Raw genomic sequence first — 25,653 nt, forward strand, 5'->3', positions numbered from 1 at the left:
TCAGCGAGAGCTGACGAGGTAGAGCTTGGATCTATCAGGAATGACCGACTCGACGATATCCGCCGCCCGCTCGGTGCCACCCATCAGATGGATGGCATCGGCCAAGTTCTCGAGCTCCGGCCATTGGTTCTCCAGCAAATGACGCAAGTGCTCTGCCAGATCCCGGCTGCTGCTGTGCCGGCTGGCGTGCACGCCGGAACCACTATAGGCCACGCGCGCCGCAACACCTGGCTGGTCGGCTGCGATGGGCAGGGCCAATATGGGGGTTTCCGCCACTACGGCCTCGAGCACGATGTCGAGGTCGCCGTGGGTCACTAGGACGTCGGCGTACTGCAACACCATGGCCTGGTCGGCGAAGTCCGTGACCCAGGTCGCGCCATGACGCAACAGCTGGTCGCTTTGGCGATGGCTCAGGCCGCCGCAGTGCACCACCAGCAATTGCGCATCGAGCATCTTGCAGGCTTGGGCAATGCGCTTGAACAGATTCATCCGGTTGCCATGTTGGCTGCCGAAGGTAGCGACCACGAAGGGCCGACTGTTGTCCAGGGTGTAGGGCAGGTGGTTGGTCTCATCCGAAACCCGACGCAATGGACCCACTTCATGGAACCAGGGTGGCAGGTTGGGGCGGGGGAAATCGAACTCCAGCACCGTCTGACTGATCTGCGCCAGCGGCGACAGGCATTCATGCAATTTCTCGCGAACGGGCAGACCCAGCGCTACGCTCTGGCGCGCGATGACCTTGCGCAGCGGCTTCATTACCCAGTCGTGAAGACGTGCGCCCCGTGCGTAACGCTTATGCGCACCGTCGCTGCTGCTCGTAGGAATAGGGCAGCACGGCCAATGGCACCGTGGTGTCTTCGCGGTTGACCGGCAGTGCACAGGCAATGGAAACGAAGGGCAGGCCGAGCGATTCCGCCACCAGCCCACCGGCTGCCTCCATCTGATCGCAGATCAGTGCATCGATGCGATCTTCGCGTAACGCCGCGGGCAGTTCCTCGCAGAGCATTTGCGTAACCTGCGCCATGTCCACGTAGCTGCGCCACTGGCCCAGCAAGGTGTCGAAGTAGGGCGGCAGTGGCAGGCTTTTCGAACGTTTTCCGGTGGGCAGACGATGTTGGCCAACCGGGTGGAACTTGATCCGCTCGAAATGCAGCAGACGTCTAGCGTCGGGCTGATGAAAGAACGTCACGCTGTGGCCACGCGCGATCAGCTCGATGGCAAGGTTCTCGAGCGGCTGGAAATGACTTGAGAGGGGTTGAGCGATGATGGCGAAGCGAATCATGGCTGACTCCCGCAGGGTCCGGTGATCAAAGTGCGTGAACTCCTGTATCAACGGCAGTTTGGGCGAGCCGGGCACTCGTACTGCGATTTTGCACGAGTATCATATTTGAAGCTATGAGCCTGGATCTGTGACGCTCGTTCCATATGAACCGGGGGTTTGTGCGCTGTGGACGTGCTGATCGTCGGAAAAGTGCTCGATATACGTCTGGCAACAGATTAAAAATTCTTGTAAAACAATAGTTTGAGATCAAAGCTGAATGTAGTTTTTGATTTGTCGTCAAATGCTCGACGTTTTTCATTCCGAACGGCTGTATTGGAGAGTAAGCTTGCCAGCGGGCCACCCGTCGAGGGTGATATTCATTGGAAAGCGCGGGTCGCATTGCACCCGCCGTAGTGGCTTGGCGCGGCGGGTAAGGGACCGTCCTGCGCTCGTGCCTGGGAAGTGGATGATGGCTGACAAGACATTGCGTATTCTGATTGCCGACGAGTTGGGCCAGCAAGCGGTGCAGATCGAGCGAACGCTCAACCATCTGGGCTATTTCAGGGTCGTGGCGGTGCACACGCTCGACGAATTGCTGGTCATGGTCCAAAGCGCTTACCAGCCATTCGATCTGTTGATTGCCAACACCGACATGGCGGTGCGCTCAGGTGTTGATTTGCCACGATTCTGCAAGAACACCGAGCATGTCCGCCATGCGTTGCTGTATGAAAGCCAGAAGCAGATCGAAACGGAGCTGACCGACGCCAGCGGTGAGCGGTTGCGTACCAGCGTGATGCAGTTGCCTGACCTTGAAGCCCTGAAGACATTCATGGCCATCGTCGAATCGCCCAAAGCGCCACTGGAGCATCGCGTACGCGTGATCGGCGACGGTGTTCGCACGCGTAAGTCTCTGAGCTCCCCTTCGCTGTAGCCGTTCGCGCCTGCCACGTCCGACGCTTTTTGCTATCCTGCGCGCCTTTGACAGGCGCGAGGATACGCGCCGTCGGTCACCAGCGGATTTGCTCATGCCTGCCGATAGCTCAGCCCAGCCCCTGCTGCTCAACCGCAGCGACCACAAGACCCTCGGTCTGGCGGCCCTTGGTGGCGCGCTGGAAATCTACGATTTCATCATTTTCGTTTTCTTCGCGCTGACCCTGAGTCAGCTGTTCTTCCCTCCACAGATGCCGGAATGGCTGCGCTTGCTGCAAAGCTTCGGCATCTTCGTGACCGGTTATCTGGCTCGTCCATTGGGCGGCATTCTGATGGCGCATTTTGCCGACCGTCTGGGGCGCAAGCGGGTCTTCAGTCTGAGCATCCTGATGATGGCGGTGCCCTGCCTGCTGATCGGAGTGATGCCCACCTACGCGCAGATCGGCTATTTCGCGCCGCTGCTGTTGCTGGCCTTGCGAATTCTGCAAGGCGCTGCCGTAGGGGGCGAGGTGCCGAGTGCCTGGGTGTTCGTTGCCGAACACGTGCCGCTGCGGCGACGCGGTTATGCGCTGGGTTTTCTCCAGGCTGGACTGACCTTCGGCTACCTGCTGGGCGCGCTGACCGCGACCGTGCTGGCGCGGGTGTACACGCCACAGGAAATTCTCGATTGGGCCTGGCGTCTGCCGTTTCTGCTCGGCGGCGTGTTCGGCGTGGTTGGGGTGTGGCTGCGTCGTCTGCTCAGCGAAACGCCGGTGTTTCTGGCCATGCGCGCACGCAGCGAGCAAGTCAGCGAGTTTTCCCTGCGCACCGTGTTGCGCGAACATCGCGCGTCGTTGATTCCGGCGGTGTTGCTGACGTGCGTGCTGACCTCCGCCGTAGTGGTGTTGGTGGTGATCACCCCCACAGTGATGCAGCAACGTTTCGGCCTCGATGCCCGGCACACCTTCGCGTTGAGCAGTCTGGGCATCGTGTTCCTGAACATCGGCTGCGTGCTGGCGGGCTTGCTGGTCGATCGCATCGGCGCCTGGCGTGCGCTGGTTCTTTACAGTGTGTTGCTGCCGCTGGGCATCACTGCACTGTACGCCAGCCTGGTCGCAGGTGTAGGTAGCCTCTCACTGGCTTATGCGTTGGCAGGCCTGGGGTGCGGGGTGGTGGGGGTGGTGCCTTCGCTGATGGTCAGCCTGTTCCCGGCGAAAGTTCGGGTGTCGGGGATTTCGTTTACCTACAACATCGCCTATGCACTGTGGGCCAGCACCACGCCGTTGTTGCTGATCGCCCTGATGCCCTGGAGCCCATGGGTGTGCGTGGGCTATTGCCTGGCGATGGGCGCGGTCGGCATCGGTACCGCATGGGTCTTCGGCAGACGCCGCCCCTTGCAGGCGTACGCCTGACTCCAAACGAACCGGCCTCCTCAGGCCGGTTTTTTTTATGGCCGGTTTCAGGCAGCAGAGCTGTTGAAGCAGAACTGTCAGAAGCAGAACTTTGGGAACAGAACTGTGGGAGCGGGCTCTGCCCGCGAATGGAGCACCGCGATCTGCCAGGCACACCTCGGTGAATTCTTCGCGGGCAGAGCCCGCTCCCACAGGGATGTGGCAGGTACCCCACAGGGCAGAGCCCGCTCCCACAGGGATGCGGCAGGTACCCCACAGGGCAGAGCCCGCTCCCTCAGGATGTGGCAGGTACCCCGGAGGGCAGAGCCTGCCTTAAAGAAAATCCCTATATATGGGATTGATAATTATATATTGAGATTTCGATCCGGATGGATTTATAGTCGGCCATCACACACCGCCATTCACTACCAAAAACAAACAAGGTGAAGCGATGCAGCCGCAACTCGTTGCACTCGATTGGGGGACCAGTTCCCTGCGAGCCTATCTGCTCGGCCCCGAAGGCCATGTACTCGACCAGCGCTCGCTGGATCGGGGCATCATGCAGCTGTCTACCATCCCCCGTACCATCTGCGGCGAATCCACCAATGATGGCTTCGAACTGACGTTCGACGAAGCCTGTGGCGACTGGCTCGACGCCTACCCCGACGCTGCCGTGATCGCCTGCGGCATGGTCGGCAGCGCCCAGGGCTGGCAGGAAGTCCCCTATTGCCCAAGCCCTGCCCAGGCCGCCGACGTGGCCGCTGGCATGGCACGGGTACGCACCCTGCGCGGCATCCATGTGCACCTCGTGCCCGGCGTTCTGCAACGCTCGGCGCTGCCCAACGTGATGCGCGGCGAGGAAACCCAGATCTTCGGTCTGTTGCAGTCGCTGCCCCCGGCCGAGCGTGACCAGACCCTGCTGGTCGGTCTTCCCGGCAGCCACTCGAAGTGGGCGAGGGTGGTCGAGCAGCGCATCGAACATTTCGACACCTTCATGACCGGCGAGCTGTTCGCCGCTGCCAGTGCCCACACCATTCTCGGCCGCACCCAGAAGCGCAGTGCGTCGTTCGACAGTGTGGCCTTCGAGCGCGGCGTGGCCGTGGCGATGTCGCCCGAGGGCAGCATTGGTGTGCTGTCGACCATGTTCAGCGCGCGCAGCCTCGGCTTGACCGGCCAGTTGGCCAGCAGCGAGCAGGCTGACTACCTGTCCGGCCTGATGATCGGGCACGAACTGCGGGCGCTGGCCGAAATGCTACGCCAGCGCAGTGGTCTGGCGGCGCTGCCGGCGGTGGTCCTGATCGGTAACGGGGCCTTGTGCCAGCGCTACAGCCAAGCCCTGGCCCTTTGCGGTTTTTCCAGCGTCAGCCAGGCCGAACAGGCCACCGAACGCGGTCTCTGGAGCCTGGCGCTGGCCGCCGGGCTCGTCGCTCAACAGCTCCAAGAGGTTTGACATGCTCAAGCAAGCAATGGCCCAGAACGGGCTGATCGCCATTTTGCGCGGCCTGCGCCCCGAGGAATCGGTGGCCATCGGTGAAGTGCTGTATGACGCCGGTTTTCGCATCATCGAGGTGCCGCTCAATTCCCCTCAGCCTTTCGACAGCATTCGGCTGCTGCGCAACAGCCTGCCCGCCGACTGCCTGATCGGCGCCGGAACGGTGCTGTCGGCCGAACAGGTGCAGCAGGTGAAAGCCGCGGGCGGGCAATTGATCGTCATGCCCCACAGCGATCCAGCGGTACTCAAGGCGGCCAAGGAAGCGGACCTGTACCTGGCGCCGGGCGTGGTGACGCCAACCGAAGCCTTCGCCGCCCTCGCTGCCGGCGCCGATGTGCTGAAACTGTTCCCGGCCGAGTCCCTGACCCCTGCGGTGGTCAAGGCGCTGCTGGCGGTGTTGCCCAAGGGCACGGCGCTGGTGCCGGTGGGCGGGATCAGCCCGGACAACATGCAGCCGTTTTTCGACGCGGGCGTGGCGGGCTTTGGCCTGGGCTCGGGTCTGTTCAAGCCGGGCATGACGGTGCAGCAGGTGGCGGACAACGCCAAGGCGTATGCGCAGGCGTGGCGATCGCTGACGGGCTGAGAGGTGCCGGCTCAGGGTGCGGTGGTGCGGGCCGACGCGGCTTGCACCGCTGCTACAGGGGTGGAAGTCGCGAATTTATTACAGGCGCTTGAGCGTCCATCGAACAAGAGAGACAACAGATGAAAATCACCAAACTCACTACATTCATCGTTCCGCCGCGCTGGTGCTTCCTGAAGGTCGAAACCGACGAGGGCGTGGTTGGCTGGGGCGAGCCGGTGGTCGAAGGCCGCGCGCATACCGTGGCTGCCGCGGTCGACGAATTGTCGGACTACCTGATCGGCAAGGACCCACGCAACATCGAAGACATCTGGACAGTGCTGTACCGCGGCGGCTTCTACCGCGGCGGTGCGATCCACATGAGTGCGTTGGCCGGTATCGACCAGGCCCTGTGGGACATCAAGGGCAAGGCCCTGGGTGTTTCGGTCAGCGATCTGCTGGGCGGTCAGGTGCGTGATCGCATCCGCGTGTACTCGTGGATCGGTGGGGATCGGCCGGCCGATACGGCGCGGGCGGCCAATGAAGCCGTAGCCCGTGGTTTCACGGCGGTGAAGATGAACGGCACGGAAGAACTGCAGTTCCTTGACACCTTCGACAAGGTCGATCGCGCCCTCGCCAGTGTGGCGGCCGTGCGTGATGCGGTCGGGCCGAACGTAGGCATCGGCGTCGACTTCCATGGCCGGGTGCACAAGCCCATGGCCAAGGTGCTGATGAAGGAGCTGGACCAGTTCAAGCTGATGTTCATCGAAGAACCGGTGCTGAGCGAGAACTACGAAGCGCTCAAGGAACTGGCGCCTCTGACCAGCACGCCGATCGCGCTGGGTGAGCGTCTGTATTCGCGCTGGGATTTCAAGCGGATCCTCAGTGAAGGCTATGTGGACATCATCCAGCCCGATGCGTCCCACGCCGGCGGGATCACCGAGACCCGCAAGATCGCCAACATGGCTGAAGCCTATGACGTGGCGCTGGCGCTGCATTGTCCGCTGGGTCCGATCGCGCTGGCGGCTTGCCTGCAGCTGGATGCGGTTTGCTACAACGCGTTCATTCAAGAGCAGAGCCTGGGCATTCACTACAACGAAAGCAATGATCTGCTCGATTACGTCGCCCATCCCGAGGTGTTCGACTACGACAACGGGTTCGTGAAGATCCCGAATGGGCCGGGGCTGGGCATCGAGATCAACGAGGAGTACGTGCGGGAGCGGGCCGAAATTGGCCATCGCTGGCGCAACCCGATCTGGCGCCATGCCGATGGCAGCTTTGCCGAGTGGTGAGAAGACGCTGATATTGCGGCGCGGCCTTCGCGGGCAGAGCCCGCTCCCACACGGATATCGACACCTTTGTGAGAGCGGGGCAGGCGGTGAGCCATCTGCCTGCGAAAGCGTCCGCAAAGGCGCCGCATCACCCTCTACAACTACAATAAGAGGCACCCCATGCACACGCAAACCGCAACCACCGCTCCGGCGCTGGCGACGCCCAGCCGCAAGCGCTTCTTCATCATGGTGCTGCTGTTCATCACCGTGGTCATCAACTACCTGGACCGCAGCAACCTGTCCATCGCCGCACCTGCACTGACCAGCGATCTGGGTATCGATCCGGTGCACGTCGGCCTGATCTTCTCGGCCTTCGGCTGGACCTACGCGGCCATGCAGATCCCCGGCGGCTGGCTGGTGGACCGCGTGCCGCCGCGCATTCTCTACAGTGTGGCCCTGGCCCTGTGGTCCATCGCCACGGTCATGCTTGGGTTCGCTGGCAGCTTCATCGCCCTGTTCGTGCTGCGCATGGCGGTGGGTGCGCTGGAAGCCCCGGCGTACCCCATCAACAGCCGCGTGGTGACGACTTGGTTCCCCGAGCGCGAACGCGCCACTGCCATCGGTTTCTACACGTCGGGCCAGTTCGTCGGGCTCGCTTTCCTGACGCCGGTGCTGGCCTGGCTGCAACACGAATTCGGTTGGCACATGGTGTTCGTCAGTACCGGTCTGGTCGGTATCGTCTGGGCGGTGATCTGGTACGCCGTGTACCGCGAGCCGCGTGATTTCAAAGGCGCCAACGCTGCCGAAATCCAGCTCATCAGCGACGGCGGCGGCCTGGTCGACATGCAGAAATCGGCACGTCAGGCCAAGGCCGGCTTCAGCTGGACCGACCTGGGTATCGTGCTAAGCAAGCGCAAGCTGTGGGGCATCTATCTGGGCCAGTATTGCCTGAACTCGACCCTGTGGTTCTTCCTCACCTGGTTCCCGACCTATCTGGTCAAATACCGCGGGATGGATTTCATCAAGTCGGGCATGCTCGCCTCGCTGCCGTTCCTGGCGGCTTTCGTCGGCGTGCTGTGCTCCGGGTTCTTTTCCGACTGGCTGATCCGTCGCGGCGCGAGCATCGGCTTGGCGCGCAAGCTGCCGATCATCGGTGGCCTGCTGATCTCGACCTGCATCATCGGCGCCAACTATGTGGATTCGACAGCTTTGGTGATTGCCTGCCTGGCGCTGGCGTTCTTCGGCAACGGGTTGGCCTCGATCACCTGGTCCCTGGTCTCGACCTTGGCGCCGGCGCGTCTGCTGGGTCTGACGGGCGGGGTGTTCAACTTCATCGGCAACCTGTCGGCGATCACCACGCCGATCGCCATCGGTTTCCTGGCGACCGGCGACTCGTTCGCGCCGGCGATTACCTACATCGCGGTCACGGCGTTGGTTGGGGCGTTGTCTTATATCCTGCTGGTGGGCAAGGTCGAGCGGATCGAGCTTTGACCGCTTTGCAAGCAGGCGAACATAATGCGCCTGCTTTTTCTCGACGTGAAGGTTGACCATGCAGGACGACATGCCCCCCGCCGCACCGACCGGCACACAGACCCTGCTGCGCGGCCTGGCGGTGATTCAGGCCGTGGCCGGCGGCGCCCGCGATCTCAAGGAGATCGCGCGGCGCATTGGCACCACCCGCAGTACCACGCACCGACTGGCCAGCTGTCTGGTGGACGAGCGCTACCTGCGGGTGTTGCCTCAGGTGGGGTATCTGTTGGGGCCGCGGCTGATCGAGCTGGGCTTTCAGGCGCGGGAGGAGGTGCCGCTGGTGATGCTGGCGACCCCTTGGCTCGATGAGCTGTCGGCGCTGACCGGCGATACCATTCACCTGGCGATTCGCGACGGCGATGAGGTGCTGTACCTGCACAAGACCCCGGGGCGCAATGGCCCGGAGATGCGTTCGCGGGTCGGGCATCGCATGCCGCTGGCGCGCACCGGTATCGGCAAGGCGTTGATGCTCGATGCCAGTGAAGCCGAATGGCAGCGGCTGTTCGAGCAGGGAGAGGCGCTGGCGGCGAAGTCGGCGCTCTGGCCCGACCACCCGCAATTGACCTGGCCGCAGTTCCAGGCCCGTATGCGAACGTACGTCGCGGGACGCTATGCGTTCGATCTGGAAGACAACGAACCCTCGATCCGCTGCGTCGCCGCGCCGATCCGCGACGCCAGTGGGCAGGTAGTGGCCGCGATCAGTGTCGCCAGTACGGTGCCGTACATGCCGCTGGAAAAGATGCATAGCTTGGTGCCAGTGGTGCAGAAAGCCGCCCAGGCCGTCTGCGCCGAACTGGGCGCCAAACCGCAGCCCTAGCCGCCAATCATTTGCATCAGGCCCACCGTATACACCGCCGACGCGGCTTGCGCCGCTGCTACATGGGGGTGTGTCTGTGGGAGAGGGGCGGGCGGGTGTGGGAGCGGGCTCTGCCCGCGAAGGGGCCTTGCGGTGCATCAGGCCCACCGCATACACCGCCGACGCGGCTTGCACCGCTGCTACAGGGGGAGTGTGTCTGTGGGAGAGGGGCGGGCGGGTGTGGGAGCGGGCTCTGCCCGCGAAGGGGCCTTGCGGTGCATCAGGTCCACCGCATACACCGCCGACGCGGCTTGCGCCGCTGCTACAGGGGGGGTGTGTCTGTGGGAGAGGGGCGGGCGGGTGTGGGAGCGGGCTCTGCCCGCGAAGGGGCCTTGCGGTGCATCAGGCCCACCGCATACACCGCCGACGCGGCTTGCGCCGCTGCTACAGGGGATTGGGGTGTTTGTGGGGGCGGGGTCTGCGCACAAGAAAGGCCCCTGACAGGAGGGGCCTCATGAGGGCATGCGGGAAACAGCGGGCGGTCAGTTCAGGCCGAGTTTGCCGCGCAGGGTGGAGAGGTCTTCGGCGAGGGTGTTGACCGGGCCGATCAGGGCTTTGCGGTCGTTTTCCTTGACTTTGTCGTAGGTTTCGAAACCGCCGTCCTGGGTCTTGTACTTGGCCAGGATCTTGTCCACGGTGGCGAAGTTCTTGTCGACTTTGGCGGCGAACGCCTTGTCCTGGCTTTCGATCTGCGGGCGGAACAGGTCGACGATCTTCTTCGCACCATCGATGTTGCCCTGGAAGTCATACAGGTCGGTGTGGCTGTAGCGATCTTCCTCGCCCGACACCTTGGTCGCCGCCACTTCTTCCAGCAGCGCGGCAGCACCGCCGACCACTTTTTCCGGCGGGAAGGTCAGCTCGGCGATGCGGTTCTGCAGGTCCTTCACGTCCTTGAGCAGGCCGTCGGCCAGGGCATCCAGACCCTTGGTGGTGTTTTCCGAGTACAGGCTGTATTCCAGGCGATGGAACCCGGTGAAATCTTCTGCCTTCACACCGGCTTCATGATCGTCGACCCGGGAGTCGATCGACGCATCCAGATCACTGAACAGCTCGGCGATCGGCTCGATCGCTTCGTAGTGAACGCGGGTCGGTGCGTACAGCTTCTTGGCGGTGGCCAGGTCGCCCTTCTTGATCGCGTCGGTGAATTTGGCGGTTTCCACGGCCAGTTGGTCGACCTTTTCGGTCACGTAGATCTTGTAGTCCGAAACCGGGCCCACCAGGTCCAGGGGCGACTGGGTCGCGGCAAAGGCCGAGAGCGGCGCGTTCAACAGGCCTAGGGTCAGCAGCAGAGCGAGTGGCGTCTTTGTCATGAGGGGTTCCCCGGTGGTCTCAAGTGGTCAAGCGTTGGTCGTGGTGGTTCTGGTCGCGTCGAGCAGGCTGCGGCCGATGAAGTCCTGGGCGCCGGTCACCCCCGGCAAGGTGAAGAAATAGCCGCCGCCGACGGGCTTGAGGTATTCCTCGAGCGGTTCGCCGTTGAGGCGGGTCTGCACGGTGATGAAGCCTTTTTCCAGATCCGCCTGGTAGCAGACGAACAGCAGGCCCATGTCCAGCTGGCCGTTCTTGTTCGCCCCGTTCGAGTAGTTGAACGGGCGGCGCAGGATCAGGTTCTGCTGCGACGCAGCCGTGCGCGGGTTGGCCAGGCGGATGTGTGCGTCCAGCTTGGTGATCTTGCCTTCGGGGTCCTTGGCGTAGTCCGGCACATCGCTTTCGAGCCGGCCATCCATGGGTGCGCCGGTGGTCTTCACCCGGCCGAAGATGTTTTCCTGCTCCTGCAGCGGGGTGCGGTCCCAGCGTTCGACGAAGTTGCGGATGATGCGCACCGCCTGATAGCTGCCGTGGGCGGCCCAGGCGGGTTCGTCGCTGTCGGGCTGCACCCACACCAGGGTGTTCATCAGCCGGTTGTCGTTGGAATCCGGGTTGGCCGAGCCGTCACGAAAGCCGAGGAAATTGCGCGCGCTCTGCTCGGGTTCGCCCGGTTTGGCGGGCGCTTGCGGCGGTACGGTGCCTTCCTGCTTCCAGCGCACGAACAGCAGGTCGGGCAGGTTCTTGACGATGTCACGCAGGGCGTGAATGTTGCTGTCCGGCGTGTTGGCACAGAACTGCAGGGTCAGGTCGCCGTGGCACTGATCGGCTTCCAGTGCGTCGTTGGGGAAGCCGACCATCCGCGACAGGCGCTTGGGCTTGACGTCGGTGAGGCCGAAGCGCTCGTCGAACAGCGACTCGCCCACCGACACGGTGATGGTCAGGTTGTCCGGCACCACCACCGGGCCGAGGATGCCCGAATCCAGGGGAGGCAGCTTGGGGTCGACCTGAGCGACGGGGCCGCCGGTCATCAGAAAGCGGATGCGCTCGTCCAGGGTGCGGAACAGGCGCTCCAGGTCTGCGCGGTCACTGGCCAGGACATCGAAGGCGACCATCATACCAGCGGCCGGTCGTGGCGTGACGATGCCGGCCTGGTGCTGGCCCTCGTAGTCGTGGCGGTCCTGGGTCTTTTCACTTTTCGGTGCTTCGGTGACCTTGGCGGCGGGGGCCGCCATCGCCGGACAGCTAAGCCCCGCGCCGGCCAGTGCCGCGCCGGCAGCGCCCAGGCCCAGCAGCACGCGCCGACGCTGGGCGTCGACCGGTGAATTCGGGTTGTCGGTGTTGCTCATGATCGTTGACCTCGTATCTTTTCCATTCGCCGCACGTGTGGCTGCGTCGGGCTTTATCGCGGCCAGCCAATCACACTGTGGAGACCGCCGACGCGGCTCGCGCCGCTGCTACAGAGATCGCGCTCAAACCTTGTCCGGTCTCACCGCGTTCAGTCAGCCATAGCGCGTAAACCGCGACGCGGCTCGCGCCGCTGCTACAGGGTGGAGAGGCCAAGGGCGGGGTCGATGCCGTCGAGGGCATCGGCCAGGGCCTTGGCTTGCGCGGCAATCTGCTGGCGTTGTTCGGCGCTGACCGTTTCGTAGCTTTGGTAACCGTCGCCGCTGCGCAGGCTCGCCAACTGCATGGCCAGTTCGTCCGCTGCGGCATCGATGCCCGGCAGCAACTCGGCCGCCGACTTGGCCAACAGCGGACGCAGCAGGTCGATGACCTTGCGCGCGCCTTCCAGGTTGGCAGCGAAGCCATTCAAATCGGTATGGCTGTAGCGCTCTTCCTCACCGTTGGTGCGAATGTCCGCCAGCCCACGCAGGTTGCGCGAGACGATGTTCACCAGTTGTTCGGGCGGCAGCGGTTGAGCCAGCAGTTGGCGTTTCAATTCGGTGACGTCGGCCGCCAGTTTCTTCGCCACCGGTGCCAGGCCATCCAAGGTGTTCTGTTTGAACAGGCCGTATTCCAGGCGGTGGAAGCCGCCGAAGGCCGGGTCCTGCTCACGCTTTTCGTAGTAGTCCGCGCGGGCGTTGATGGCATTGTCCAGCTCGGCCAGACGCTGCGCGGCGGGCGCGATGCGTTGATAGGCGGCGCGCGCCGGTGCATACAGATGGCGCGCCTGTGCCAGATCACCGGCAACGATGGCCTGGTTCAACGCATCCACGGCGCGGATCAGGCCGCTGCCCTGGGTCGCCAGGTACACCCGGTATTCCGACAGCGGGCCGACGAAGGCCACCATCGACGGCCGCGCTTTGGCGGCTGCATCGGATTCGGCCGTAGGCGTCACCTTCAACGTGCCGCGAGGGTTGCTGAGCAGACCGCAGGTGATCTGATAGTCACCCGGCTGCAGGTTGGCGTTGATCACCTGGCTCAGGCCGGGCGCGATGTTCTCGCGCTCCTCGACCACCAGCACGCCGTCGAGGATTTCCCATTCCACGGCGCGCTCGGAACGGTTGACGATGCGAAAGCTGTTGCGCCCGGCAGCCACGGTCAGTGAGGCCGGCTCACAGTTGTGTGGATGGATGTTCACCACGATTTCGTTCTGGGCACTGGCCTGACGTTTGTTCGAAGCGACTTGCGAGGCGTAGTAGAACAGGCCGCCGGCGGCGATCATCACGACCACCGACCCGGCGAGCGCCAGACGCATCAGGCGCGGCGGCGCGCCATTGACTGGATTGGACATGGAGGCCTTACTGATGAGTGGCAGGGGAGGAGGGAACCGGCGTCGGCGCGGCATGGGGCATGAAGAACACCACCAGTGCCACGACCAGATAGATCAGGTACGCGCCCAACGTGCTGACGGTGGGAGCATCCTGATAGCCGAACATGCCGGCCAGCACCGATCCGGTCGGACCGTCCATGGGCAGCGTGGCGCTGATGTCGAAGACCACGGTCTGCAAGCTGTTCCAGACCCCGGCTTCGTGCAGGGCCATCACGGAATTGGCGAGAATCCCGGCCGCTACCACCAGGATGAACAGACCCGTCCAGCGAAAGAACAGCGACAGGTTCAGGCGCATGCTGCCCGAATAGATGGCGAAGCCGACCGCCACCGCGACCAGCAGGCCAAGCAGGGCGCCGATGGGCGCGCCAGGCCCTTCGCTCTGTTGAAAAACCGCGAGCAGGAAAAACACGGTTTCCAGGCCTTCACGGGCGACCGCAAAGAACACCATGGCAATGAGCGCGGCAACCTGATGGCGAGAGCCGGTCAGGGCCTGGTCCAGCGCGGCCTGCAACGAATGCTTCACGCAACGGGCGACCTTGCGCATCCAGAACACCATGGAGGTGAGGATGACCACGGCCACCAGGCCGATGAGCGCTTCGAACAATTCCTGTTGTTTCTGCGGAAATTCCGCGCTCATCAATTCCAGACCACCGCCCACCAGCAGGGCCACGGCTGCGGCCAGGAAGACGCCGATCCAGACCGCTGGCATCCATTGACCACGGCCGGTCTGTTGCAGGTAGCTGGCGATGATGCCAACGATAAGCGCGGCTTCAATCCCTTCGCGCAGCATGATCAAGAATGGAACCAGCACTTCGCACCGTTCGAGGAGTAATAAGGATGCTAACTTGTAACATAATGATACTCATTATTGAACAGAGCGCTTGATCTTTGCGCCGAGCGGAAGCTGAACAAATCTTCAGGATGGCGGAGCGAACCTTCGGGCCGCGCCGCCATTTAGGCATCAACCCGTGGTGCCGTACACCTCCTGGCCCAAGCGCAGTACCAGCAGCGTCAATGAATCCGCGTTCGCCAGGATGATCTTCGCGCGCACCTCCGGATTGCCTCGAAAGGCCACCCTGGCTTCGGCCAAGGTCGACTGGCCGGACAACTTGAGGATCATTTCCCGCTGACGCCCATCGTAGTGGCGAAAATCACGACGACCGTTGGTACCGCGCCGGGTGAACAGTTTCGTGTCCGGGGTGCTCAAGGACAATGCCTCGTGCCGTACCCGGTTCAGGCTATGGGCGTAGAGCTGTGCCTGGCTGTGAGGCCCGCCCAGCGTGTCGTGTTGTTCGAGCAGTGGCCTGAAGCTGTCCATGTAGGCGATGTCCACGGTCTTGAGTACCTGATGGCTGACTTCATGCAGCAGTGAAGAGGCCTGGTGATGCAGGAACATGTCGTTCTGGCTGCGGTGGAGGTCCGAGTAGAGGATGGTTTCCGGCGGCAGGACGTAAAACTCTTCGGTAAGGAAGATGCGCTTCTGCGGATCGGTTTCCCAGACGAACGCGTGGGTGCCGTTGTGCCGTTGCTTGTTCAGCCCCACCCAGTAGCGGGGCGAGGATTGCGGGTCCAGACCGGGGGTTGTGAACTCGCTGAGCAGGCGCAGGCAACTGCTGCGAATCTGATGCAGCATGGCCGGTGTCACATCGACCTCGAATATGTCGGTGAGTACGGCGTTGGTTTCAGCGGCGAGCGGTACATGGGGCGCGGTTTGATTCAGGTTGGCCAAGGCGTTGCGCAGGCATTCCACGCTGTGGGCGTGGGCCTCCACCAGCTGCCGATGCCGCCGAGGATACTGCCGGCGAATCTGCAGAGCGCCTTCGGCCTGGGTCACGAACAGATCCGTCAGGTTCTGCTCGGCCACCCATATGTCATAGTGCTCGACGATGGAATAGCCGCCGCCCATCCGCACCACTTCGGCATCCACTCGCCACTTCTGCTGTTCATCGAGCTCAAGGTTCGGGCCGTCGCCTTGAGGGCTGATGATCTTCAAGCCAACGTCGGCGTCCGCCACCTCGTACACTCGACCACTGACGACGGCATAGCGGTGTTTGCCGTCGGTACTCTTGTAAAGGTTGAGCAGCGGGTCGAAGTGCAGCTCGGAGAGCACCACATCGGTGGCCTGGGCATTTTTCAAGGCGGTCAGCCCGGATGTCCCCAGCACGCCTTGCTGGGATGCCGCCATTTCGTCGGAAGGCCGGCGCTTGGACGGCTCACGCCACTCCAGGTCGTCCAGGGCTTGCCGCGACCCCACGACAGACGCCAAGGCCGCCACGAGGTCGGCTACCGCTTCTCCCCATTTCCGTTCCTTGGCGGCTTCCACCGAATCGCGGACCAGCACAATGCCCTGATACAGCGCCACCAGCGAGGCCACGGCACTGGGCAGCATGACCGAGCCTTGCTGCAAACCCAGTTCCAGCAGACGGCAGAACGCGTTCCAGGTGGCCTCGCCAGCCGACAAGGTTTGCTCCTTGGCGGCCAGCTGGATCAATTTCAGGGTGTCTTCGAAAATCAGAAACAGCGCATTGCCGGTGTAGGGTTTGTCCGACAAGGTAATCGAAGGCGGGCGGCCCGGGCGTTGGCCATCGCTGACTTCGGTGGTCCATGGAATATGGGGCTCCCGGAAACCGCCGTGCTGGTAGCGTTCCTTGGCCTGTGCCGGAAGGCGCGACATGATCAGCGCCTGCAGGCTGGCGTCGGTTTTCACCTGGGCGAGCAGGCTGGCGCGGTCGGCGTACTCGAGCAACGTCTGTTCCCCACCGTAGGCGCTGTACAACACGACCGGCCCTGCCGCCTTGTCGTCGGGCGCGAACAGGAACATCGCGCAGGCCATGTCAGCGGCAACGTCAGTGTCCGGGATCAAGCCAAATGGCGCAATGATGACGTTGTGACGGTGCAGCGGTTCACGCGCCAGCCCGTCGGGCATCTCCATGACCTGCTCGATCAGGTTGACGGCCTCGTTGCTCAGCTTGCCCTGCATCTGCCGTTCGGCGGCGTAGCGCAGCATCTGCGGCGGTACCCCCCGGGCGAACAGGCGGCGGCGTTCGGCATAGTCGGCATTCGTGGGAGCGAGCCGTTCGGCAAGCATGCTGCGATAGGCACCACCGATGTCGGCTTGGTCCACCAACGTGCGGATCTGGTGTGTGCTTGGGGTGGCAATGGTTTGGCTGGGTGGGTCCAGCACGATGGTCATCGCACTGCTCAACGAGCCGCCGAACTGGTCGACTGCCCACTGCGTCAGTGACTGGGTGACACCGGCGGCACTGCCCAGCGCGATACCGCCACCGGCACTCAAGCCCCCGCCGCTGGTATCGGTCAGCGTGATCTGCACCCGATCGGGATTGTAGGGCCCTTGCGGCCAGGCCTTGAGCATGGCCTCTTTGAGGCGGTCTCGGGAGAAATCCAGGATGTAGGGTATGTTGGCCAGGTAGTTACCCTGAGCATCGGTGGTCGATGCGCAGCGTCGCAAGATTTCGGTGTAGCGCGTGATCTGTTCTTTGGAGGCGTATTTCAGCCAGCCAGGCAGCAGTTCCACCAGTTGGCTATTGGCGATTTCGGTGCCCAGCCATTCAAGCGCCGCTGCCAGGGTGTCGTCGCTGTGCTCGAAATCGGTATTGCCCTGCATGAGTTGGGTGGAAAAGTGGCAGTCGATGCCAAGCTGCAGGTTGCTCCTCAAGTAAACCAGGCGTCGATTGAATTCCAGGGCACACAACTCGGCGATGAAATCACCGCGCAGGGCATGGGTCGTCAGGTCGGACGCGCCCCCCAGGCTGGCGTTGTCCTGAATAGGGCCTGCGCGGTCCCGGAAGTAGCGACCGCTGCCCAGATTTCGCGATCTTGACGGGTGAGTCACGACGGTGGCGACGGTCTCCTTCATCTGCTGGGCAGAGCTGAACGCCCGCAGGCCATCGTGGGTCGACCACATCAGCACCGGGCCTTCGGGTTGCGAGCGCTGATGAATGAGCACCAGATTGCTCAGCACGACCTCACTGCCATCGCTGCGCGCGCGCAGGCACAGGCTTTGCACGTCCACGTCCAGTGCATTGCGCAATGCCGCCGTCGGTCGATCCAGCGCAACGGCCAGCCAGTCGAGCATCTTCTCGTCGATTCGCCCTTCACGCCGCGCCGACGCCAGACCGATGCGCAGGCAACGTTCGGTGATGGCTCGCCGCTGCCCCTGCAGGTCGTAGGTGCCGCGGTAATGCCCGTAGGGGGTGGTGTCATGGCGAGCGGCCAGGCGCGCAAATGCACGAGGCACGTGTCGGCGTTGCTCGCCGATCAGGCGTTCCATCTGCAGGATGTCGGGCCATTGCAGGGTGTTGCCACGGGCGTCCAGCACCGCGTCGACACTGGACAGTGCCTGAACGATAGCGCCGCTGCAGCGCTCCAGAAAGTAGTCCACCAGGCTGATCGACGACAACTGCGGCGAGCCGGCGATACGCAAGTGCAGCTGATCAACGGGCAGCGTCGACTGGATCGCCAGCAAACCGGGCGCCAGCAACTGTTGCACTCCCTTGACCAGGCTCAGTGAGCGCTTGCGCTGCCCATCCAGTTGACGTTGCATGGCGTGCAGTTCCCGCAGCCAGGTCTGGCTGGGCGGCCCGCTCGGCTCGTCGACCGCCGGGGTGGCGGGGGCGGCGTGCTCCACTGTCTCGCCCAGCCAGGCCAGATTGGGCTGGAGCAGATCATGGAGTGCCGTGGCCCGGGCCATGGCGGACAACGGATTGCCGCGCAGCTGGGCTGGCATGTCGAAGCAGTCCTGAACGCGGCGGCGCTGCAGATCGATGAAGCCATCGGCGAGGGCTTGCCACGGGCTGCTGGTGAGGGGCGTCAGCTGCGCCCCGGGAACGATGGTGGCGTTGAACAGCTGGCGCTGGCTGGCAATGATTCTTGGACTGCTGGGGGCTTGGGCGATCAAGGTGTCGAAATGCCGGCTCAAGGCCCTGAAGTCGCTGCACAGCGTGAAGCCCTGGTCGCAGCTGTACAGCCAGTGTCCCAGTGCGGCATCGTTTCTATCGCTGATCACCAGCACCCCAGGCCAGGGCACTGCACGGTCGGTTTTAACCGGATCGGCGGCGAAGCTCAGGCTTTGCAGCACGATGTCCGCACGCGGCTTGTCTTGCGCTGCGTCCATCAGCAACGCTCGCTGCGCCGGGGTGTAGCCCAGATGTGCCTGGATCTCCAGCACCGCGTTCAGGTAGCTGTGCTTCAGGTGTCGGGCCAGTAACGTGCGGTAGGTCGACGCCGAAGACGACGGCGTGGAAGCCCAGAAAGCGACCAGCGCTTGATCGAAAGCCCCTGGAAGTTTCGCCACGGTGCTCGCGATGGTCGCGTTGTACGTGGCCGTTTCAGTGGCGCTGAGGGCCTGGCCGTACACGCCGATGAAGTGATGTTCCACGGACGGGCTGCCACGACCGGTCAGCCTGTCCAGACCGACATCGATCAGGTTCTGGGTGGTCTCGACGGTTCCAGGGGTGCCCACCCGGCGCTGTATGCGGTGCAGGGCCGGGACGATCGGGTCGCTTGCCGGCAGGGCAGTGCGCAGGGCGCGGGTCAACTCCTGATCCAGCACGGTGCGTAACGCCGGTACGCTCTGCAAACACGCCACCAGGGGCTTGAGCCGCTTGGCATGGGCCTGGATGATCGCGTCCATCCAGCGTTGGAACGGCGTCCTGGACACCGACAGCCAGCGCGCGTAAGCCCCCTCCAGGTCGGGTCCGGTACCAGGCTCGAGCAGGGCCGCTTCAAGTTCACGGCGAGTGAAAAAGGGCAGTATCCCGGCCATCGGGGAGTAGAAATAGACGGCCGGGTTGGTGATGTCGGCATGGGCGATCATCAGACCGCTGAAGATACCGGGCGCCGCATTGGTCAACAGGCTGATGCGCATGTCACTGGGCAGACTGGGCTGTTCGGGCAACCGCCGCAGCCAGTCGTGCTCGATGACGCTCAAGCGTTCATCCTGCAGGGCTTGCAGCAATTGGCGGGACATGCGCTGCGCCAGCGATCGGGCATGGAACCAGGGCAGGGTGTTGGACATCGGGCGGACTCCTTGTGGTGCGAGCCGGTCCTTGCCAGCTCGCGGAGCGCCTACGCTAGAACCTGTCCGGTCCGGGGAAGCTGTAGATATGTGTAACCTGGGATCGCCGCCTGGGCACGTCCAGATACAAAAACGCCCCGGCACTGGCCGAGGCGTCTGGTCTCACCGCAATCGATCAGACCGGGAACAGTTCGCTCAGCTTCATGGCCAGCATCATGTCGCCTTCGGCGCGCAGCTTGCCGCCCATGAAGGCCTGCATGCCGTCGGTTTCGCCGCTGACGATGCCCTTGAGGGTTTCGCTGTCCATGACCAGAGTGACGTTGGCGTCCGGATTTTCACCTTCCTCCAGTTCGCAGGTGCCGTCCTTCACGTGCAGCGCGTAGTGCTTGTCTTCGTCGGTGATGTTGAAACCGAAGACCAGGTCCAGACCTTGGGCGGCGGCTGGATTGAACTTGGCTTTCATGGCTTGTACGGCGTCGGCTACGGAGGTCATGGTGCGTTCCTTTTGTTGGAAGGGTGCGGCGATCGCGCAATCTTGGGAGGGCCAAGGCTCGATGTGACAGTGAAAGTCTTCCGAGGGTAGGGGGGGCATCGACAGCTGTCAACGAAAAATCATACGTGCGTTTGAAAGGCTTGTTTGATGCCGATCGTTTCACGGCTGGCCCAAGGCTTTGCCCCCCGGTATGCTGGGCCCATTCAATCGCCCCCTGGTTTGGCGGGCGTCATGCATGTAAGGAGTCACCGTGGAGTTTCTTGCCGATTACGCCGGTTTTCTGATCCGGACCGTCACCTTGGTCGTTGCCATTCTGGTGGTGCTGGCCGCGATTGCCTCGCTGCGTGCCAAGGGCCGGCGCAAACCGGCTGGCCAGTTGCAGGTCAGCAAGCTCAACGACTTCTACAAGGGCCTGCGCGAGCGGCTCGAAGCCGGGCTGTTCGACAAGGACAAGCTCAAGGCCTTGCGCAAGGAACAGGCCAGGACCGACAAGAAAGCCAGGAAGAAAAAGCCCGACAGCAAGCACCGGGTGTTCGTCCTGGACTTCGATGGTGACATCAAGGCCTCGGCCACCGAGAACCTGCGTCATGAGATCACCGCCGTGCTGACCCTCGCGACGCCCAACGACGAAGTCGTGCTGCGCCTGGAAAGCGGCGGCGGCATGGTTCACAGCTATGGCCTGGCGTCCTCGCAACTGGCGCGCATCCGCCAGGCCGGTGTGCCGCTGACCGTGTGCATCGACAAGGTCGCGGCCAGTGGCGGCTACATGATGGCCTGCATCGGCGAGAAGATCATCAGCGCACCGTTCGCCATCCTCGGCTCCATCGGCGTGGTGGCGCAGTTGCCCAACGTCAACAAGCTGCTGAAGAAGCACGACATCGATTTTGAAGTGCTGACGGCGGGTGAGTACAAACGCACCCTGACCGTGTTCGGCGAGAACACCGAGAAAGGCCGGGAAAAATTTCAGGAAGACCTGGACGTCACTCACAAGCTGTTCAAGAGCTTCGTGGCCCATTACCGGCCGCAGTTGTCCATCGATGACGTCGCCACCGGTGAAGTCTGGCTGGGCGTGGCGGCGCTGGACAAGCAACTGGTGGATGAGCTCAAGACCAGCGATGAGTACCTGGCCGAGCGCGCCAAGCAGGCTGAAGTCTTTCATCTGCATTACGCCAAGAGCAAAAGCCTGCAGGAGCGGGTCGGTCTGGCGGCCAGCAGTTCGCTCGAGCACGTGGCGAGCAAGGCCTGGGGCAAGCTCACCCAGCAGCGCTTCTGGTAACGGTCAGCCTTATGTAGTGCAGAACCCGATGTAAACCTTGCTCCACTGATTGCCCGGGAGTCTTTCGCTGCCGGGCAATCTTTCTGGAGCCGTGTCGTGACCCCGCAAATCCCTTCTCCGAGTCCAGGCACTGTGCCTGCGAACCATGATCTTGTCGCTCGCCTGCTGCCCGCCTGGCTGACCCGTGCCAGCGTCCAGGGCCGTGCCGAGTACCAGCAGGCACTGACCCTCAGTCATGCCGCGCAGTTCCGGGTGCGAAGCTTGATGAACACCGTCAAGCCGCCCGCCACCTTCGCCGCCGAGCGTCTGGCTCCGGCCTTGCGTTCGCGCTTCAATCAGGACGTGGACCTGAACGGCACGCAATGGGTCCGGTTCGAGTACAGCTACGGCATCGACCGCCGCGTGACCTCCGTGCGCCGTCAGAGCTTGCTCGAAGTGGCCATGGCCAACTTCGGGCCCGAGGAAAGTGAACCGGGGGCTTATGACAGCGATACCTTGCTGGTGCCGGCCCGCGCCCTCAAGTTGGAGGTGGGACCCCGGTTGGCCTGGCGTCTGGACCGTAGCCAGGTGCTGTCCATCACACCCGAACAGTTTGCTCGTGCCTGCCGGGAAATCGATCTGGGCCAGGCCTATCAAGAGCATGTGCAGCAGGTCTTTCACACCGACGAGTCGAACGCTGGCAGTGCACGCGAACGGCTGGAAGCCAGCTTTCGCAGTGATCTGAAAGCACAGATGGCCCGTTCGCTGCTGCGCGGTGACATCACGGCCCAGTGTGAACAGGTGCTGCAGCAATTGTTGCGCGGGCCTTCCAGCGACGTCAGTTGGAACGGCACGCCGGTCGTGGTTTCCGGGGTGCGCGCCTTGGTCACCTGGTTCAGGAGCGGCACGGTGTTGTCGGGCATGTTCGTGGTTCAGGCATCTGCCAGCGCCGATGCGGCGTGTGTGGTCTATCTGCCAGGTGATCCGGACTCGCCTCTCAAGCAATACACCAGCGTGCAGGCGTTCGCCGACGCATTGCGCGAAAAGCTGCGGCGCCCCGGTTATGCCGACTATTTTGCGCGGTTCATCTGCGAGGCGGAGCGCCATGGCTTCTTCGAGCGTTTGAACGACACGTTGCGGCCCGAAGCGTTTTCCCTGTGGACGCCCAAAGGCCGGGTCGATGACCCGAACGCCGATATCGGCGTGCGACTCGAGCCCCGTGTCGGTGGTGTGGTCGAGCGCCTGTACGAAGATGCGTTGGGCATGCTTGTCGCCAACGCGCGGACCTTCGTGGTGCCCACTGCCGAGGTCGACCGGGCTGCCCGTGAGGCGCGTCTGCTCAAGTACCTGGAGTGGGGTACCACGCTGCTCAATGCGTCGGCGTTCTTCGTTCCTGGCATCGGTGTATTGATGGCCGCCGTTGGCACCGCCCAGTTGCTGGGCGAGGTGTTCGTGGGCATCGACGATTGGGAGCACGGGCAGACCCAGGAGGCCCTGGATCACCTGTTCAGTGTGGCCGAAAATGCGGCCTTGATCGCCGCCACCTCGGCGGCCGAGATCACCTTGGCACGCTCGCCCTTCGTCGAGGGGATGCTGCCGGTGGTCGACCGCCACGGCGCGACACGGTTGTGCAACCTGAAACTGACCGATTTTGCCAGCCCCGAACCCTTGCCCGTGCATCTGCAAGCGGACCCTGCTGGCCAGTATCGGCAGGGGGCTGACCGCTATATCAAACTGGACGGCATTGCGTACCGGCAGAGCGAGGACGTCGAGCTCGGCCGCTGGTACCTGGAACATCCCGACCCCCAACGGGGATTGCGGGTGGCGCTCGAGCACAATGGCGAAGGCGCCTGGCGGGCGGCCCATGAAGACCCGACCACATGGAACGTCGAACAGGCCATGAGCCGCTTGGGGCCGGTGTTCGAGGGGTTTACGCCAGGCACGCTGCAGCGCATCCGCCAAGTCACGGGGATCTCCGCCGCGCAGATCCGTCAGATCCACGTCCAGGGTTTGCCACTTCCGGCAACCCTGCGCCTGGTCGCCGCTGACGTTCGCGCCGCTCAGGGGATGAAGTCGCAACCTCATGAGTGGCCCGCCGAGCATGCCGCCGCCGCGCTGCGTCGCGACTTTCCGCGCCTGCCCTGGGAGCTGGGCGAAGCGCTGTATCGTCAGGCCAACGCGCAGGAGCGCCTGCAACTGACGCAGCGCCAGCGAGTCCCCCTGCGGTTGGCGCTGAAGGCCCATGAGGGCATACGCGAGGCCAACCTGAACCGTGCCATCGGCGGGCTGGTGTGGCCGTCCATGGCCAACCCTGCCACCGCCAGGCTACGCCAGGGACTGCTCGATCTGCTGCCTGAACGCGAACGTGCAGCCGCCACCGCTCAACGCATCATTCAACTTGCGCTGGCCGACCGCGAGCGTGCCGCGCGCCTCATCGGCCAGCGTCGGATGCCCGCTTTCAACGGGCCGGAGCGGTTGGACGACGGCAGGATCGGCTATCGCCTCAGCGGCCGCGGCCGTCCTGCACAAGCGCCAGCGTTGCCTCATATGGCGGCAGACCTCGAGCAGGCTCGCCACGAGGCGGAGGGCGCACGACTGGAGGCTGCCTTGAACCAGTGGGCCCTGCAGCCGGCGACCGTAGCGGACGAAAATGGCAACCCGGCGCCTGTGGACCCGGCGCATCGCACCCTGGCCGCACAGCGCCTGCGCGATGCCTGGCATCGTCAGGCGCCGCTGGCAGAGGGGCTGGCAGGCGATCCGCCGCAGTATTTCCTCGACCTATCGGAGCTGCGGGTCGGCGCTTTGCCGGCATTGACGGTCGATTTCAGTCATGTGTCCTACATCACCCTGGAAGGCGCTGGACTCGAAAGTTTGCCGACGGGCTTTCTGCTGAATTTCCCCACCCTCACCGTGCTTGACCTGCAAGGCAATCTGCTCAGCGAAATCCCGGCCGAGGTGGCCGCGTTACCGTACCTGGAATCCCTGACGCTGGAGAACAACCGGCTGAGGGCGTCGCCGACGATGTTCGATGCCCTGCGCGGGCTCGATCGACTGCAAGCGCTGGTGCTGCGCAACAATCCGGTGCGTCTTCCGGCACCGGCGGTACAGGCATTGAGCGATCTGACGTCGCTGCGCTACCTGGTGCTCAGCGGCACCGACACTGTTGCCATGGCCGAGCACCTGCCCACCTTGGCTCGGCTGACCCAGCTGGAAAACCTCTGGCTGAGCGACAACAATCTACGACTGACGCCGGCCGCCATGCAGGCGTTGTGTTCGCTGCCGCTGCTGGACTACCTCGACCTGTCCGGCAATCCGTTGGGCGAGCACCTGGACCTGGCGGGGCTGCCCGTGATCGGCGCCCTCAACCTGCGGGCCTGCGGCCTGACGCAGTGGCCTCGGGGGCTGACGCAGCTGATGTCCCGTGAGCCTTTGACGCTGCGCCGCGTGGCGCTCGACAACAACGCTATCGTCGACGTGCCGTCACTGACCGAACTTGCCTTCTTTCAGGAAGAACCGCAGGTGGCAACGCCCTTGATCATCTCCTATGCCGGGCTCAGCGAGCTCAGTGTCCGGCGGCTGCAGGCGGTGGGCGTTTCCTTCAAGTACCTGGACATACTGGCCGCCGCAGCCAGTCCCGAGAGACTGCAGCGACTCCGTGATCTTCGCGCACACCCTCGGTCGACGCGCTTCATCCAGTTGCTCGACCGCCTCGGCGAAACCGCCGACCAGGCGCTCGTGCCGGACAATCTGGCCAGTCGCGCCTGGGCTGTGATCGATGCCGCCGCCCAGTCGCCCGTGTTGCGTGACGAGTTGTTCCTGCTCGCCCAGCGCCCGGACGCCTGTGGCGATCAAGTCATCGCGCTGTTCAATGATCTGGAGGCACAGCTGCTGTTCGCCAGGGCCAACGATGCCACCTTGGACGGCCCGCAGCGGGCCACCGAGCTGCTCGCGACTTCGCGCAGCCTGTTCCGGCTCAACCAGGTTGAATCGCTGGCCCGTGCCGAGGCGCAGCGACGTGTGCAAGCGCGGCAGATCGAGCCGGACGAGTTCGAGGAGGTCGAGGTGCTGCTGGCCTACCGCATCGGCCTTGCGCAACGCCTGGAGCTGCCCAACCAACCCCATGGCATGCTGTTCGCCAATATCGAGCCGGTCACGGCGCAGCAGCTCGATGCCGCGGCGCAGCAGGTTCATCAGGCCGAAACGCGGGAGGCTTTGCTGGAGTGGCACATGGTGCAGGACTACTGGCTGGGCTACCTGCGCCGCGCGTTCGCCGAGCGGCTGAGCCAGACCCTGGCGCCTTTCGTCGCACGGCAGCAGGCGCTGGAAGCGGCACCCTACGATGACGGGTACGACGAGCGACTGGTGGCGCTGCAAGTGGAGCGACACGCCGCCGAAGCAAGTCTGTTGAGGGCACTGACCGAACACGCCATGGACGGCTGAGCGGGCACACACCTATCTACCTCAACCACAGCGTGGGGCTTTGTTCCACTGGCGCTCTGCCCGCTACACCCCGTGGCGGGC

The 25,653-nt window shown here is 63.6% G+C and carries 17 protein-coding genes; 9 read left to right on the forward strand and 8 right to left on the reverse strand.

The genetic code is table 11. The features are described 5' to 3' along the window. Together ABMD26_RS21460 and ABMD26_RS21465 are read right to left on the reverse strand one after the other, a co-directional pair. Positions 1–756, reverse strand: a complete 756-nt coding sequence (locus tag ABMD26_RS21460) for a glycosyltransferase (RefSeq protein WP_354311727.1) — start codon at positions 754–756, stop codon at positions 1–3. A gap of 37 nt (positions 757–793) precedes the next feature. Then, positions 794–1,282, reverse strand: a complete 489-nt coding sequence (locus ABMD26_RS21465; protein WP_354311728.1) for a glycosyltransferase family protein — start codon at positions 1,280–1,282, stop codon at positions 794–796. A 448-nt stretch (positions 1,283–1,730) separates the two neighbouring features. Here ABMD26_RS21465 and ABMD26_RS21470 point away from each other — a divergent pair, with 448 nt between their 5' ends. The 7 genes from ABMD26_RS21470 to ABMD26_RS21500 all read left to right on the forward strand — a co-directional run bounded on the left by ABMD26_RS21470 (position 1,731) and on the right by ABMD26_RS21500 (position 9,230). After that, positions 1,731–2,192, forward strand: coding sequence for an ANTAR domain-containing protein (locus ABMD26_RS21470; protein WP_192067283.1), 462 nt, complete (start codon positions 1,731–1,733; stop codon positions 2,190–2,192). A 94-nt stretch (positions 2,193–2,286) separates the two neighbouring features. Then, positions 2,287–3,582 carry an MFS transporter gene (locus ABMD26_RS21475; protein ID WP_354311729.1) on the forward strand — a complete coding sequence of 432 codons (1,296 nt, stop codon included), beginning with the start codon at positions 2,287–2,289 and terminating at the stop codon, positions 3,580–3,582. A gap of 430 nt (positions 3,583–4,012) precedes the next feature. After that, positions 4,013–5,011, forward strand: coding sequence for a 2-dehydro-3-deoxygalactonokinase (locus ABMD26_RS21480; protein ID WP_134721946.1), 999 nt, complete (start codon positions 4,013–4,015; stop codon positions 5,009–5,011). 1 nt (position 5,012) lies between these two features. Further along, positions 5,013–5,636, forward strand: coding sequence for a 2-dehydro-3-deoxy-6-phosphogalactonate aldolase (locus tag ABMD26_RS21485; protein WP_122742780.1), 624 nt, complete (start codon positions 5,013–5,015; stop codon positions 5,634–5,636). 119 nt (positions 5,637–5,755) lie between these two features. Beyond that, the gene (dgoD, locus tag ABMD26_RS21490; protein WP_134721947.1) at positions 5,756–6,904 is read left to right on the forward strand and encodes a galactonate dehydratase; all 1,149 of its coding nucleotides are present in this window, start codon (positions 5,756–5,758) and stop codon (positions 6,902–6,904) included. A gap of 159 nt (positions 6,905–7,063) precedes the next feature. After that, on the forward strand, positions 7,064–8,374 hold the full coding sequence (locus ABMD26_RS21495) for an MFS transporter (protein ID WP_056842846.1): 1,311 nt from the start codon (positions 7,064–7,066) through the stop codon (positions 8,372–8,374). Between the two features lie 58 nt (positions 8,375–8,432). After that, positions 8,433–9,230, forward strand: a complete 798-nt coding sequence (locus ABMD26_RS21500) for an IclR family transcriptional regulator (RefSeq protein WP_122742782.1) — start codon at positions 8,433–8,435, stop codon at positions 9,228–9,230. A 521-nt stretch (positions 9,231–9,751) separates the two neighbouring features. On the opposite strand, the gene efeO (ABMD26_RS21505) is transcribed toward ABMD26_RS21500, so the two are convergent. The 6 genes from efeO (ABMD26_RS21505) to ABMD26_RS21530 all read right to left on the reverse strand — a co-directional run bounded on the left by efeO (ABMD26_RS21505) (position 9,752) and on the right by ABMD26_RS21530 (position 19,877). Continuing rightward, complete coding sequence (gene efeO, locus ABMD26_RS21505) at positions 9,752–10,579, reverse strand: iron uptake system protein EfeO (protein WP_122742783.1); 828 nt, start codon at positions 10,577–10,579, stop codon at positions 9,752–9,754. 27 nt (positions 10,580–10,606) lie between these two features. After that, positions 10,607–11,920 (reverse strand): iron uptake transporter deferrochelatase/peroxidase subunit, encoded by a 1,314-nt coding sequence (gene efeB / locus ABMD26_RS21510; protein ID WP_354311730.1) that lies wholly within the window; start codon positions 11,918–11,920, stop codon positions 10,607–10,609. A 194-nt stretch (positions 11,921–12,114) separates the two neighbouring features. Beyond that, the gene (gene efeO / locus ABMD26_RS21515) at positions 12,115–13,308 is read right to left on the reverse strand and encodes an iron uptake system protein EfeO (protein WP_122742785.1); all 1,194 of its coding nucleotides are present in this window, start codon (positions 13,306–13,308) and stop codon (positions 12,115–12,117) included. 7 nt (positions 13,309–13,315) lie between these two features. Continuing rightward, positions 13,316–14,158, reverse strand: a complete 843-nt coding sequence (efeU, locus tag ABMD26_RS21520; RefSeq protein ID WP_354311731.1) for an iron uptake transporter permease EfeU — start codon at positions 14,156–14,158, stop codon at positions 13,316–13,318. 150 nt (positions 14,159–14,308) lie between these two features. After that, the gene (locus ABMD26_RS21525; RefSeq protein WP_354311732.1) at positions 14,309–19,384 is read right to left on the reverse strand and encodes a dermonecrotic toxin domain-containing protein; all 5,076 of its coding nucleotides are present in this window, start codon (positions 19,382–19,384) and stop codon (positions 14,309–14,311) included. 175 nt (positions 19,385–19,559) lie between these two features. Beyond that, complete coding sequence (locus ABMD26_RS21530; RefSeq protein ID WP_049859445.1) at positions 19,560–19,877, reverse strand: SCP2 sterol-binding domain-containing protein; 318 nt, start codon at positions 19,875–19,877, stop codon at positions 19,560–19,562. 250 nt (positions 19,878–20,127) lie between these two features. On the opposite strand from ABMD26_RS21530, the gene sohB reads away from it, so the two are divergent. Beyond that, the gene (gene sohB / locus ABMD26_RS21535; RefSeq protein ID WP_192067303.1) at positions 20,128–21,153 is read left to right on the forward strand and encodes a protease SohB; all 1,026 of its coding nucleotides are present in this window, start codon (positions 20,128–20,130) and stop codon (positions 21,151–21,153) included. Positions 21,154–21,249: 96 nt separating this feature from the next. After that, positions 21,250–25,572 (forward strand): NEL-type E3 ubiquitin ligase domain-containing protein, encoded by a 4,323-nt coding sequence (locus ABMD26_RS21540; protein ID WP_354311733.1) that lies wholly within the window; start codon positions 21,250–21,252, stop codon positions 25,570–25,572. Positions 25,573–25,653 lie beyond the last annotated feature (81 nt).

Source organism: Pseudomonas sp. PvP001, from assembly GCF_040546375.1.
GTDB classification, from domain to species: Bacteria; Pseudomonadota; Gammaproteobacteria; order Pseudomonadales; family Pseudomonadaceae; genus Aquipseudomonas; species Aquipseudomonas coleopterorum.